The sequence below is a fragment of the Desulfurivibrio alkaliphilus AHT 2 genome, from assembly GCF_000092205.1.
GTDB classification, from domain to species: domain Bacteria; phylum Desulfobacterota; class Desulfobulbia; order Desulfobulbales; family Desulfurivibrionaceae; genus Desulfurivibrio; species Desulfurivibrio alkaliphilus.
Genome location: NC_014216.1, coordinates 2,238,684 through 2,250,792, shown reverse-complemented (window position 1 = coordinate 2,250,792; position 12,109 = coordinate 2,238,684). Strand labels below are relative to the sequence as shown.

Sequence of the window (12,109 nt, the reverse complement as noted above, 5' to 3'; positions counted from 1 at the left end):
AATTTGCATATTTAGTTTATTGTTGTCGTCGGCCACCGGCGGCCAACCTGAAACGTAGTCGTTCATCAAGGAATCAACCCCATGGAATTCGACCCCAAATGGCTGGCCTGGGAGATTACCCGGCGCTGCAATCTCAACTGTGTGCACTGTCGCTCCTCTTCTGAACTGGAGGCCAAGGAGCACCCCGATTTCAGTTTTGACGAGGCCAAGCGTATCCTGGATGATATCGCCTCCTACGCCTCGCCGGTGGTGGTGCTCTCCGGCGGCGAGCCGCTGCTGCGCGATGACGTGTTCGAGATCGCTGCCTACGGAACCGGCAAGGGGCTGCGGATGTGCCTGGCCACCAACGGCACCCTGGTTAACGAGCAGGTCTGCCGGCGGCTGAAAGAGGCGGGCATCCGTATGGTTTCCCTCAGTCTCGATGGGGCCGATGCCACGGTGCACGACAACTTCCGTAACCAGCCCGGGGCCTTTGACGGTACCATCAATGCCGCCCGGCTTTTCAAGGAGCATGACATTCCTTTCCTGATCAACTCTTCTTTTACCAAGCGCAACCAGGCGGAGATCCCCAAGGTTTACCGGCTGGCCAAAGAGCTTGGGGCCAAGGCCTGGTACATGTTCATGATCGTGCCCACCGGCCGGGGTGAGGATATCATGGCCGAGCTGATCAGCCCGGAAGAATATGAAGAACTGCTGGAGTGGCATTACCAGATGGAAAAGCAGGAAGATGACCTGCTGGTAAGGCCCACCTGCGCCCCTCACTATTACCGGGTGGTGCGGCAAAAAGCCAAGGAAGAAGGGGAAAAGTTTCAGCAGCGCACTCTGCAGTTTTCCACCGGCGGCTCCAAAGGCTGCCTGGCCGGTCAGCTGATCGCCCTTATCGACGTGGATGGCAACGTCCTGCCCTGCAGCTATTTCCCTTTGGCCGCCGGCAACCTGCGCCAGCAGTCATTCAAGGATGTTTGGGAAAACTCCCAGCTGTTCAAGGAAATGCGCGATTTCAAAGGCTACCGCGGGCGCTGCGGCTCCTGCGAGTACGTTAACGTTTGCGGCGGCTGCCGGGCCCGGGCCTATGCGGTCAGCGGCGACTACCTGGCAGAGGAACCTTTCTGCAGTCATCAGCCGCTCAAGTTGGCGGCGGGTAAGTAAACCAAGACAGCTTATTTTGACAGCGGAACGCTGAAGATTAACGCATTCCCGCCCTAAACCGCCAACCTCAAAAAACAGGAATCCCTTATGAACACCACTTTCTTGCAAGCCTGCCGGGGCGAACCCGTTGATTACACTCCCGTGTGGATGATGCGCCAGGCCGGCCGTTACCTGCCGGAATATCATACCGTGCGCAGCAAATACACCTTCCTGGATATGTGCAAAACCCCGGAGGCCGCTGCCGAGGTGACCATCCAGCCGGTTGATCTGATCGGGGTGGATGCCGCCATTTTATTTTCCGATATCCTGGTGATCCCCGAGGCCATGGGGGCCCCCCTGGAGTTTCATGAAAACCGCGGCCCGGTTTTTCCCGAGCCGGTAAGGGATCAGGCGGCGGTGGATCGCCTGATCGTACCTGACCCCGAGGACAAGCTGGGCTATGTGATGGCCGCCATCCGCCTGCTGCGCAAGGAGCTGGCCAATAAAGTGCCGCTGATCGGCTTTGCCGGGGCGCCGTTTACCAACGCTACTTACATGATCGAGGGTGGCTCCAGCAAAAACTTCTTTTTGACCAAGAAGATGATGTACACCGCCCCGGAGTTGTACGGCCGGCTGCTGGATAAGATCACCGAGAGCACCATCCTCTATCTCAAGGCTCAGGCGGCGGCCGGGGCCCAGGCGCTGCAGATCTTCGATTCCTGGGCCGGTGTCCTGGCCCCCCGGGATTTCGCCGAATTTGCTCTGCCCTATGTCAAGCGGATCATCAGCGCCTTGAAGGAAAGCGGGGTTGATGTTCCCCTGATCTATTTCGCCAACAACGGCGCCACCCTGCTGGAGCAGAGCAAGACCGTGGGGGCCGACGTGCTGGGGCTGGACTGGCGGATCAACCTGGATGAGGCGGCGAAAATCGTCGGTCCCGGTATTGCCCTGCAAGGTAACCTGGACCCCTGCGCCCTGCTGTTGCCCCACGACAAGCTGGAAGAACGGGTGGCCCGGATCCTGGAGCAGGGCAAAGCCGCCGATGGGCATATCTTCAACTTGGGCCACGGCATTTTGCCTGAGATTCCGCCGGAGCAGGCCAAGTTCATGGTGGACGCGGTGCACCGCTTAAGCCGTCGTGCTTAAGCGGTGGCTGGATGCCCCTTGGACCCCGTGATCAGCTGGAAAGTTGCCACTATGATTCCCAGTCAGGCCGACTGCTTACGCTTAATGGACCACTACCGGATGCCGGCCCATATCCGGGCCCATTCCCTGCTGGTGGCCCGGGTTGCGGAATGCCTGGCCCAGGGGTTGGCGGATCAGGGCGAACCGGTGCGGGTTGATCTGGCGGTGGCCGGGGCGCTGTTGCACGATATCGCCAAAGCCTTGTGTTTTGATGGCGATTGTTCCCACGCCGAACTCGGGGCAGAGATCTGCCGGGAGCATGGCTACGAAGAGTTGGCCCCGCTGGTGGCGGAACATGTGCATTTACATGATGGATTCAACGGCCGCTGCGGAGAGCGGGAGATTGTTTTTTATGCCGACAAGCGGGTCAACCACGACCGGCTGGTAAGCCTGGAGGAGCGCCGGGATGATGTGATTCGCCGCTATGCCCCCCGGGACCCGGCGCGCCAGGAACTGATCCGGCAAAATTTTGCCCTCTGCCGCCGGCTGGAAAATAACCTCTTTGCCCGCCTGCCCATGGCCCCGGAAGAACTGGCCGACTGCCTGGTTGTTGAGCAGTAACCGTTCCACCAGGGGCACTAACCTACAGGTATTACGGGCTGTTCGCTTACGTTGAGCAAAGTCTTGGGGAGGGACTGGTTTGATGATCGGCAGCGGGGAAAACGCACAGGTACAACCGGGGAGCGAGACCGCTTCGGCCCCGGCGTCGACGCTGGGGGTGGTGCTGCTCAATATGGGCGGCCCCGAGGCCCTGGATGAGGTGGAGCCTTTTTTGCGCAACCTCTTTGCCGATCGGGAGATTATCAGGCTGGGGCCCTGGCCCTGGCTGCAGAAGATCATCGCCCGCCGGATCGTTAAAAAACGGGCGCCCAAAAGCCGGGAAGCCTACCGCCTGATCGGCGGCGGCTCGCCGCTGGCCAGGATTTCCGCCGAACAGGGCCGGGCCCTGGCTGCGCGCCTGGCCGGCAGGGGCGATTATATGGTGCGCTGTGCCATGCGCTACTGGCATCCGCTGGCCGCTGAAACTCTGGCGGAGTTTGCCCAGGCGGGGGTCAGCCGCCTGCTGGCGCTGCCCCTGTATCCGCATTATTCCCGAGCCACCACCGGCTCCTCTTTAAACGACCTCAAACGCGCCGCCGCCGAGTCGGGTTTTCCCTTTGCCATTGAGCAGATCGAGGCCTGGCCCGATCATCCCGCTTATATCAGGGCCCTGGCCACCACCTTGGCCGAAGGGGCAACAAATTTCGCCGGCGAGGAGTACAGCGTGGTTTACAGCGCCCACAGTTTGCCGGTGAGCTTCATCGAAGCGGGTGACCCGTACCTGGAGCATATCCAGCGCACCATCGCGGCGCTGGAGAAACTCACCGGTCTACCGGGCCAGCTCTGCTTTCAAAGCCGCAGCGGCCCGGTGCGCTGGCTGGAGCCCTCCACCCCGGACATGCTCAGGCAACTGGCGGCGAACGGGGTGGTTAATGTGCTCATGGTACCCATCAGTTTCGTCTCCGACCATGTGGAAACCCTGTATGAAATCGACATCCAGTACCGGGAACTGGCCCGGAGCCTGGGCATCCGCCTGGTCCGCCCCCCGGCCCTGAACACCCACCCCGACCTCATCGAAGCCCTGGCCCAGTTAGTCCCCTAACCGCCGCTCACGAAGTCTCGTTCAGCAGCACCAAAGCACCGAAGAAGCTGAAAGCTGAAGGGGCAGCAGTGCCGCAAGATGCGGTGCTGCTGCCTCTTCAGCTGCCGGTCATAAATCTTCGCATTCGGATATTCATTAAAATACCGATGGCGGCCAGGGTGGTAAGCAGGGAAGAACCGCCGTAGCTGAACAGCGGCAGCGGCATGCCCACCACCGGCAGCAGCCCCAGTACCATGCCCAGGTTGATGAAAGCCTGCCAGAAGATCAGAGCAACGATGCCGAAGGCCAGCAGCACGCCGAATTTATCCCGCGCGGTCAGTGCGATATTGAGCCCCCAGAGAATAATGAAAAAATAGCAGGCCAGAAAGAAAAGCGAGCCGACAAAGCCCCATTCCTCGGCCCAGACCGAAAAGGCAAAGTCGGTGTGGCGCTCGGGCAAAAAGTCTAATTGGGCCTGGGTGCCCTGCATATAGCCCTTGCCGAAAGTGGCGCCGCTGCCCACGGCGATTTTTGACTGGGCGATGTGATAGCCGCTGCCCAAGGGGTCGCTTTCGGGGTTGAAAAAAGTAAGAATACGCTGCCGCTGGTATGGTTTGAGGTAAAAAAGCCAGACCAGCGGCACAAAGGACAGGCCGATGCCGGCTAAAGTTGCCAGGGTGGACCATTTCAGCTTCACAAAGAGGGTCATGGAAACAAAGATGATGATCATCATCATGGCGGTGCCAAGATCTGGCTGCTTGACGATCAGGGCAAAGGGTACAATGGTCAGCCCCATGGGGATAATCAGCTCTTTAAAGGTGAAGCCGGCCCCGGTGTCCTTGCGGTAATAGTAGCTGGCCAGGATGATTACCAGCATCAGCTTGGCCGGTTCCGAAGGCTGCAGGCGAAAGAAGCCCAGGTTGATCCAGCGTTGTGTTCCCGCCACTTCGGAGCCGAAAAAGAGGGCCGCCAGCAGTAGAAAAATCGTCATCACATAAAGAGGGTAGCTCCATTTGGTGAGCACCTTGTAGTCCACCATCAGGATGGCCATAATAGCCAGAAATCCAAGCAGATAGTAGTAAATCTGCTTGATAAAGACCGAGGTGCCGAAGCCTTTGTGCAGGGAGGCGGCGCTGTACAGGTTGAGCAGGCCGAGCAGGGCGACAATGAGAACGGCGACCAGCATTACCCAGTCGAAACTTTGTAACAGACGTCGATCAAAACGAAACATGGCCGGTTATTCCTCGTCCTGCTGTTTTTGCTCGGCGGTTGCCGGCAGCGTCGGATCTTCCTGTTGGCGAAAGTAAGCCTCCAGCACGGCTTTGGCCAGCGGGGCGGCCACCGCGCCGCCGCTACCGCCGTGTTCCACCAGCACCGTAACCGCCACCTCCGGCTTTTCCGCCGGGGCATAGGCCGTAAACCAGGCATGATCCCTGAGGTGGTAAGGGATTTCATCTTCTTCAAAGTGCTCGATCTGAGACAGTCGGACCACTTGCGAGGTCCCGGTTTTACCGGCTACGGTGATATCTTTGATCCGGGCGGAACGGCCGGTGGCCCGCTGGTCCATCACCGAGGCCACCAGGATCTCCCGCAGCAGCTCCCAGGACTCGTTGCTGACTTCCCCGACTTCTCTTTCCGGTTCCGGCTGGAGTTCCTGCACCACCTCGCCCTCGGGATCGATGATGGCAGATACCAGTTTGGGTCGGTAAAAGCGGCCGCCGTTGGCCACTGCCGCCGTCATCCGGGTTATCTGCAGCGGGGTGGCAAGGTTGAAGCCCTGCCCGATGGACACCGACAGCGTCTCGCCATCCTGCCAGGGCTCCCGGTGGCGTTGCCTTTTCCATTCGGCGGTGGGGACCAGCCCCTCCTTTTCATGTTCCAGCACGATTTCGGTTTTTTGCCCCAGGCCCATCAGACGAGCGTATTTGGCCAGGGTGTCAACCCCCAGGCGCTGGCCCAGATAATAAAAGTAGACATCACAGGATTCGGCCATGGCCTGGCGCAACTTGACCTGTCCGTGCCCCCGCCGTTGCCAGCAGTGGTAGCGGCGACCCTGAAAAATAATGCTGCCGTTGCATTGAAAGGAGGTTTCCGGGGTGATTACTTCCTCCTCCAGGGCGGCCAGGGTGGTAATGACTTTGTAGGTCGAGCCGGGTGCGTACTGACCCTGCACCGGCTTGTTGAGCAGCGGCGCCCGCCGATCATCCAGCAGGCCCTGCCATAGCGCACGTGGAATCCCGCCGACAAAACTTTCCACCGGCAACTCCGGGGCACTGGCCATGACCAGCAGCCGGCCGCTGTTAACCTCCATGGCCACCACCGCCCCGGCGGCATCCCGCAGGCCCTCTTCGGCGACTTTCTGCATCTGCAGATCCAGGGTCAACTGCAGATCGTTGCCGGGCAGGGGTTCCTGGATCTGCAGTTGTTTTTGGGCAAAGCCGCGGACATCGACCTCGACGTAACTGCGACCCTTTTCACCGCGCAGGTAGGTTTCAAACAGTCTTTCCAGCCCCATTTTGCCGATGGGGTCGCCGGCGCGATAATCCTGGTGCCGGAACATTTCCAGTTCGCGCTGGTTGATTTCCCCCAGGTAGCCCACCAAATGCGAGGCCAGGTTGCCGTGCAGGTAGTTACGGCTGGGCTGGACCTCGATCTGGACTCCGGGCAGGTTGAAGCTGTTGTTTTCGATCTGTACCAGGGTGCGCCAGTCGATATCCTCTTTGAGGCGGGTGGGTATGAAGCGCGGCTGGTCGGCGCCGGCCCGGATGCGGTCCAGCAATTCGCTGATATCCAATTCGAGAATCCGGGCCAGTTGGCGGATAACCTCGTCGGGATGGGGGGCGTCTTCACGGATCCAGATGACATTGAACCGGGGCCGGTTGGTGACCAGGGTTTGACCGTGGCGGTCAACCAGGTTACCCCGGGGTGCCGCCAGTTGCTGCACCCGGATGCGGTTGCTTTCCGAGCGCTGCAAATACTCGCCGCCCTGCTGGATTTGCAGGTGCCAGAGACGCAGGACCAGTATGGCCACAATAAAGAAGATGATGGCGGTGGCGGCATCGGTCCGTTTCTTGAGCATCTTCAGCTCGGCCGGATCCATTTTGGTGATGTTGCCTACGGGTCTAAGCATGGCAGTTGATCAGACCTTGAAACGATTGGGTGGACGGCGGCGCAAAGGTATCCAGGACCGGGGTGGCCGCTCGGCGAGCAAGGTCATCAGGCGCTGGCACAGATGAAAGAAGGGCAGGCAGATAATGCCCAGGATAATAACATTCTGCAACAGCAGCGGCCAGGTCCAGAGCACCGGATTTTCCGGAGCAAGCAGGGTGGCCAGCAGATGGACAAAGCTGGTGGTGGCCAAGTAGCCGGTGATCACCAGAGGGACCTGGTGCGGGCTGCCCTGAATCGCCAGGTTTCGGACCATGGTGCGGAGCACCAGGAAAAGCAGCAGGTAGGCCAGGGAGTGGACCCCGAGGTGGATGCCGGAAAAGACATCCACCAGCATGCCCAGCAGCAGGGTAAGGATCAGGCCGGGGCCGGTTTCAAAATAAATGATGATGAAACAGAGCAGCAAAAAGAGCAGGTCGGGGCGCCCCAGCCACGACGGCAACAGGTGGAAGGTCGTGGTCTGCAGTACCAGAAGCAGTATGCCGAAGCCGAAAAAAACGGGGCTCATGTACAAAAATTATTCCGCCAGCGATGACTTTTTCATGATGATGATCAGGTGTTCAAGCCGGGAAAAGTCCGCCGCCGGCTCTACCTGGATAGTTTGAAACATGCCCCGCCGGGCCCTGATGACCTCCGACACCTGGCCCACCGGCAGGCCCTTGGGAAAAACGCCGCCCAGCCCGGAGGTGATGACATGGTCGCCAGGGGCGACGTCTGAAGTGCGCAGGACGTAATGCAGGGTGAAGCCGTCGCCATCGCCTTTAATTATACCCTGAACCCGGTTTTTTTGCACGATCACGTCGATGGCGCTGTTGGGGTCGTTGGCCAGCAGCACTTTGGCGTAGTTGGGAGAAGTGTTGATCACCTGGCCGACCACCCCTTCCACCGTTACCACCGGCATGCCGCGTTCAATGCCGTCGCTGCTGCCCCGGTCGATGGTGATGGTTTTAAACCATAATGAAGAATCCCGGCCGATGACCCGGGCGGTGATGGTGGGGTCCGGCAGAGACTCCCGCAACTCCAGCAGTTTTTTCAGCCGCACGTTGGTGGCCACCGCTTCCCGGTACTGGCTGGTGGCGGCCTTGTGCTGGCGCAATTCCTCCCGCAGGCGCCGGTTTTCTTCCCGCACGTTGATCAGCTCCCGGTAATCGGACCAGATGCCGCCGAAGTAGCCGCTGATGCCGGTGCTGACCGCCTGGGCTACCCCCACTACCTCCAGGCCGAGCTTGTGGAAGACGTTGAACTCTTTGCGGCCCAGCGAGGCCACAATAATGATCACCAGCAGGGCGGCGATAAAACCGAAAACCAGCAGGTTGCGGGCCTGCCGGGCGCGTTTGCCTTTTTTTTTGTAGCTGATCACAGGGGAAACCTAGGCGTAACCATACTCCAATTAATAAGCGACCACGGGATGTCCTGTGATCGCTTAGCTTAATATTGTATCAGGGTGCGTTACAGCCGTGCGCCGGGGTGAGATCATTCCGGACTCAGCTGGTCAGGACTTCCTTCAAGACATCCAGGTTTTCCAGCGCCTTGCCGGACCCCAACACCACCGAGGAAAGGGGGTCCTCGGCGATGATTACCGGCACCCCTGTTTCATCGCGCAAGCGTTTGTCCAGGTTTCGCAGCAACGCACCGCCCCCGGTCAGCACCACGCCCTGGTCAACGATATCGGCGGCCAGTTCCGGCGGGGTCAACTCCAGGGCCATCTTGACGGCCTCGATAATGGCATCCACCTGTTCGGTGATGGCTTGACGGATCTCCTCGGAGGAGATCACCAGGGTTTTGGGAACCCCGGAAACCAGGTCCCGGCCTTTGATTTCCATGGTTTCAAAAGGCTCTTCCGGCAGCACGTCGGCCACGGTGGTTTTAATTACCTCCGAGGTGTGCTCGCCGATGGCCAGGTTGTGGCGGCGCTTGATATAATGCATGATGGACTCGTCCATCTTGTCGCCGGCCACCCGCACCGAGCTGGCATAAACCACCCCGGCCAAAGAGATCACCGCCACCTCGGTGGTGCCGCCGCCGATATCCACCACCATGTTGGCGGTGGGTTCGGTGATCGGTAACCCGGCGCCGATGGCCGCCGCCATGGGCTCCTCAATGAGGTACACCTCGCGGGCCCCGGCGGACTCGGCCGATTCCTTGACCGCCCGTTTTTCCACCTGGGTGATCCCGGAGGGGACGCTGATGATGATGCGGGGGTGCACCAGGGTGCGGCGGTTATGCACTTTGTTGATGAAGTAGCGCAGCATGGCCTCGGTTACTTCAAAGTCGGCAATCACCCCATCTTTGATGGGGCGGATGGCGGTGATGTTGCCGGGGGTACGGCCCAGCATCATCTTGGCTTCCTTGCCCACGGCCAGCACCTTGTTGGTGCGGGCATCCTTGCGTACCGCCACCACGGATGGTTCGCGCAGGACGATTCCTTTGCCCTTGACGAAAACCAGGGTGTTGGCGGTGCCCAGGTCGATGGCCAGGTCGTTGGAAAGAAAGCCGAAGACGGAGTCAAGGAACATTGTGGTCCTCTCGTTTATGCGGTGAAAATTTTCGTGAGGTGCCGTCGGGTGTGAGCCTACGGTGAAGTTAAGATGCTAAAACAGGGAAACTCTAGCAGAGTCTTGCCCCCCTGGCAACAATTAATCCAAGGGAATTAAAGATATTTTCCCGGTTTGGCCGGGGCGCGTCGCGACGAAGCCGGGGGTGAAAGTGGGGGCGGGAAAAAACTTGACAGTGTCCGGGGCGGCATGGTAAACGGGGAAACTTCGCGGCCGGGCAAATCTCCGCTCCGGTTCGCTTCAGCAGTTTTTTCCTCTTTGGTGTGGGGCTATAGCTCAGCTGGGAGAGCGCTTGAATGGCATTCAAGAGGTCAGCGGTTCGATCCCGCTTAGCTCCACCAATTCCTTAAGTTTCTTACTCCGTTCTTTATCTGATTATCTGCTTTTTTGGTTTCCTTGTTTTTAAATTTTGAATAACATGCCCCTTCTGGTTCCGTCGGGGAGGGCCTGGCCGGTTTTTCTCGAGACCAGGGGCCTCTGCCGCTGACCGTTGAATTGGCCTTCTTCATCAACGGCAGAGGCTTTTTTTTAGTCTTGACTGGCTTCGCGTCTGGCGAAGCCTTTTCAACCCTTGTTGGGGATGATTTTAGGGGTGAATGGTATGCATGCTGGTTCTTCAGACAGTGCCGGGCAGGCGGCGGCACCGGGTAAGGGAGAGGTCGTTGGGCGACCGGTGAGTGACGAAACGGTGCTGAAGGTGGCCAAAGAGATTGTGGTCAAATTCATCGAGGTCGGGCGGCTCTCGCCGGTCAATTTCAGCGAGACCTTTCGCGAGATTCACGGTACCGTCCGCGATACCGTGCGTTCCTGAGGCCGGTTGTTCCTGATGGCGCCTACTGTTTCAGCCGCTTTGCCCCTTGGGTCTCCTGCGTCGTCTGGCCTGGACCCGGCCCTCAACCAGCCGCCGGCCCGGGTTCACAAAGTGCACCTGATGGGGATCGGCGGTACCGGAATGGCCGCCCTGGCCGGGATGCTGCTGGAGCGGGGGGTGGCGGTCAGCGGCTCCGACCAGAAGGTTTATCCCCCCATGAGCGATTACCTCGCCGGGCTGGGGATCGAGGTGCAGGAGGGCTACGGCCCGCAAAACCTGGCCGGCAGCCCGGATCTGGTGATTGTCGGCAATGTGATCAGGGCGGACAACCCTGAGGCCCTGGAGCTGGGCCGCCGGCGTTTGCCCTACCTCTCTTTTCCCCAGGCCCTGCGCCATTATTTCCTGGCCGGCCGCCGCTCTCTGGTGGTGGCCGGTACCCACGGCAAAACCACCACCTCTTCCCTGCTGGCCACCATGCTGGACCACGCCGGGCTGGATCCCGGTTTTATGATCGGCGGTATTGTCCAGGCCTTTGGGCGCAGCTCGCGCACCGGCGGCGGCCCCTTTTTCGTTAGTGAAGGGGATGAGTACGACACCGCCTTTTTCGATAAAGGCCCCAAGTTTCTCCACTACGCCCCGGAGGTCTGCATTCTCACCGGGGTGGAGTTTGATCACGCCGATATCTACGCCGATCTGGCGGCGGTCAAGACCGCCTTTGCCCGTCTGGTGGCCCTGATGCCGCCCCAAGGGCGGCTGGTGGCCTTTGTCGATGACCCGGTGGTGCGGGAACTGGTGGCCGTCGCCCCTTGTCCGGTGCTGGGTTACGGGGAGGGGGCAGGAGAGGGTGCCGACTGGCGACTGGACAAGCTGACGGTCAGCCCCGGGGGCACCGGGTTTACGGTGTTGCGGCAGGGTGAGCTTTTCGGTGAATTTTTCAGTCCCATGCCGGGCCGGCATAACGCCCTTAACGCCCTGGCGGTGATCGCCGTGCTTGATCATCTTGGGGTGCCGCCGGCGGAAATTGCCGCCGGTCTGGCTGCTTTCACCGGGGTGCGCCGGCGCCAGGAGGTGCGCGGCGAGGTGGGCGGCGTCACGGTGATTGACGATTTTGCCCATCACCCCACGGCGGTGCGGGAAACCTTGGCCGCGCTCAAGGCGGCCTACCCCGGTCGCCGGCTGGTGGCGGTTTTCGAGCCCCGCACCAACTCCAGCCGCCGCCGGGTTTTCCAGGAGGCGTATGTGTCGGTCTTTGCCGCCGCCGACCGGGTGCTGATCCGCGAGCCGGAAGGGCTGGAGGCGATCCCGGTCGACGAACGCTTTTCCGTCCAGCGCCTGGCCGCCGACCTGACCGCCGCCGGGCTTCCGGCCCGGGCCTTTGCCGAGGTGCAGGAGATCATCGACCAACTGGCAGTCGACAGTCGCCCCGGCGATGTGGTGGCGATTCTCAGTAACGGCGGTTTCGATAACATCCACCAGCGGTTGCTGGCGCGTCTCGGGGGCACCGAGCGCGGGGGGCGTGATTAATCATCTGTGGCCGGTCAGGTGGCGCCGCCGGTCGGTATTTTTCTGAATAACTATTCATTTTTTTCTTGACCTTGCCTTGCACCCCGGCTAAAAGCAAGTGCAGATTCTGTTTTCCGG

The 12,109-nt window shown here is 60.2% G+C and carries 11 protein-coding genes and 1 tRNA gene; 7 read left to right on the top strand and 5 right to left on the bottom strand.

The window, feature by feature from the left end; all coding sequences use genetic code 11:
* The first annotated feature begins 81 nt into the window (after nt 1–81).
* From DAAHT2_RS09850 to hemH, 4 genes are all read left to right on the top strand, one after another.
* Nucleotides 82–1,149, top strand: coding sequence for a radical SAM/SPASM domain-containing protein (locus DAAHT2_RS09850; RefSeq protein ID WP_013164144.1), 1,068 nt, complete (start codon nt 82–84; stop codon nt 1,147–1,149).
* An 87-nt stretch (nt 1,150–1,236) separates the two neighbouring features.
* Nucleotides 1,237–2,274: a uroporphyrinogen decarboxylase gene (hemE, locus tag DAAHT2_RS09845; RefSeq protein ID WP_013164143.1), complete on the top strand. Its 1,038-nt coding sequence runs from the start codon at nt 1,237–1,239 to the stop codon at nt 2,272–2,274.
* 51 nt (nt 2,275–2,325) lie between these two features.
* A complete protein-coding gene (locus DAAHT2_RS09840; protein ID WP_245526841.1) occupies nt 2,326–2,874 on the top strand; it encodes an HD domain-containing protein in 549 nt (182 codons plus the stop codon).
* 82 nt (nt 2,875–2,956) lie between these two features.
* Nucleotides 2,957–3,955 (top strand): ferrochelatase, encoded by a 999-nt coding sequence (gene hemH, locus DAAHT2_RS09835; protein WP_013164141.1) that lies wholly within the window; start codon nt 2,957–2,959, stop codon nt 3,953–3,955.
* Nucleotides 3,956–4,052: 97 nt separating this feature from the next.
* Here the strand turns inward: hemH and rodA are convergent, their stop codons facing one another.
* The 5 genes from rodA to DAAHT2_RS09810 all read right to left on the bottom strand — a co-directional run bounded on the left by rodA (nt 4,053) and on the right by DAAHT2_RS09810 (nt 9,618).
* Nucleotides 4,053–5,165 carry a rod shape-determining protein RodA gene (gene rodA, locus DAAHT2_RS09830; protein ID WP_013164140.1) on the bottom strand — a complete coding sequence of 371 codons (1,113 nt, stop codon included), beginning with the start codon at nt 5,163–5,165 and terminating at the stop codon, nt 4,053–4,055.
* 6 nt (nt 5,166–5,171) lie between these two features.
* Nucleotides 5,172–7,064 (bottom strand): penicillin-binding protein 2, encoded by a 1,893-nt coding sequence (mrdA, locus tag DAAHT2_RS09825; protein WP_013164139.1) that lies wholly within the window; start codon nt 7,062–7,064, stop codon nt 5,172–5,174.
* Nucleotides 7,065–7,073: 9 nt separating this feature from the next.
* Entirely contained in the window at nt 7,074–7,610 is a 537-nt protein-coding gene (gene mreD, locus DAAHT2_RS09820) for a rod shape-determining protein MreD (RefSeq protein WP_013164138.1), read from the bottom strand.
* Between the two features lie 9 nt (nt 7,611–7,619).
* Nucleotides 7,620–8,462, bottom strand: a complete 843-nt coding sequence (mreC, locus tag DAAHT2_RS09815; protein ID WP_013164137.1) for a rod shape-determining protein MreC — start codon at nt 8,460–8,462, stop codon at nt 7,620–7,622.
* A 124-nt stretch (nt 8,463–8,586) separates the two neighbouring features.
* Nucleotides 8,587–9,618: a rod shape-determining protein gene (locus DAAHT2_RS09810; protein ID WP_013164136.1), complete on the bottom strand. Its 1,032-nt coding sequence runs from the start codon at nt 9,616–9,618 to the stop codon at nt 8,587–8,589.
* A 304-nt stretch (nt 9,619–9,922) separates the two neighbouring features.
* On the opposite strand from DAAHT2_RS09810, the gene DAAHT2_RS09805 reads away from it, so the two are divergent.
* The 3 genes from DAAHT2_RS09805 to mpl all read left to right on the top strand — a co-directional run bounded on the left by DAAHT2_RS09805 (nt 9,923) and on the right by mpl (nt 11,992).
* Nucleotides 9,923–9,998: transfer RNA gene (locus DAAHT2_RS09805), tRNA-Ala, on the top strand.
* A gap of 260 nt (nt 9,999–10,258) precedes the next feature.
* Nucleotides 10,259–10,468: a hypothetical protein gene (locus DAAHT2_RS14675; RefSeq protein ID WP_013164135.1), complete on the top strand. Its 210-nt coding sequence runs from the start codon at nt 10,259–10,261 to the stop codon at nt 10,466–10,468.
* Between the two features lie 15 nt (nt 10,469–10,483).
* The gene (mpl, locus tag DAAHT2_RS09800; RefSeq protein ID WP_013164134.1) at nt 10,484–11,992 is read left to right on the top strand and encodes a UDP-N-acetylmuramate:L-alanyl-gamma-D-glutamyl-meso-diaminopimelate ligase; all 1,509 of its coding nucleotides are present in this window, start codon (nt 10,484–10,486) and stop codon (nt 11,990–11,992) included.
* Nucleotides 11,993–12,109: the final 117 nt, after the last annotated feature.

What these genes read in the sequence shown, in the direction of transcription:
- DAAHT2_RS09850 (WP_013164144.1), top strand. Translation starts at nt 82, where the DNA reads ATGGAATTCGACCCCAAATGGCTGGCCTGGGAGATTACCCGGCGCTGC.
- hemE (WP_013164143.1), top strand. Translation starts at nt 1,237, where the DNA reads ATGAACACCACTTTCTTGCAAGCCTGCCGGGGCGAACCCGTTGATTAC.
- DAAHT2_RS09840 (WP_245526841.1), top strand. Translation starts at nt 2,326, where the DNA reads ATGATTCCCAGTCAGGCCGACTGCTTACGCTTAATGGACCACTACCGG.
- hemH (WP_013164141.1), top strand. Translation starts at nt 2,957, where the DNA reads ATGATCGGCAGCGGGGAAAACGCACAGGTACAACCGGGGAGCGAGACC.
- rodA (WP_013164140.1), bottom strand. Translation starts at nt 5,165, where the DNA reads ATGTTTCGTTTTGATCGACGTCTGTTACAAAGTTTCGACTGGGTAATG.
- mrdA (WP_013164139.1), bottom strand. Translation starts at nt 7,064, where the DNA reads ATGCTTAGACCCGTAGGCAACATCACCAAAATGGATCCGGCCGAGCTG.
- mreD (WP_013164138.1), bottom strand. Translation starts at nt 7,610, where the DNA reads ATGAGCCCCGTTTTTTTCGGCTTCGGCATACTGCTTCTGGTACTGCAG.
- DAAHT2_RS09810 (WP_013164136.1), bottom strand. Translation starts at nt 9,618, where the DNA reads ATGTTCCTTGACTCCGTCTTCGGCTTTCTTTCCAACGACCTGGCCATC.
- DAAHT2_RS14675 (WP_013164135.1), top strand. Translation starts at nt 10,259, where the DNA reads ATGCATGCTGGTTCTTCAGACAGTGCCGGGCAGGCGGCGGCACCGGGT.
- mpl (WP_013164134.1), top strand. Translation starts at nt 10,484, where the DNA reads ATGGCGCCTACTGTTTCAGCCGCTTTGCCCCTTGGGTCTCCTGCGTCG.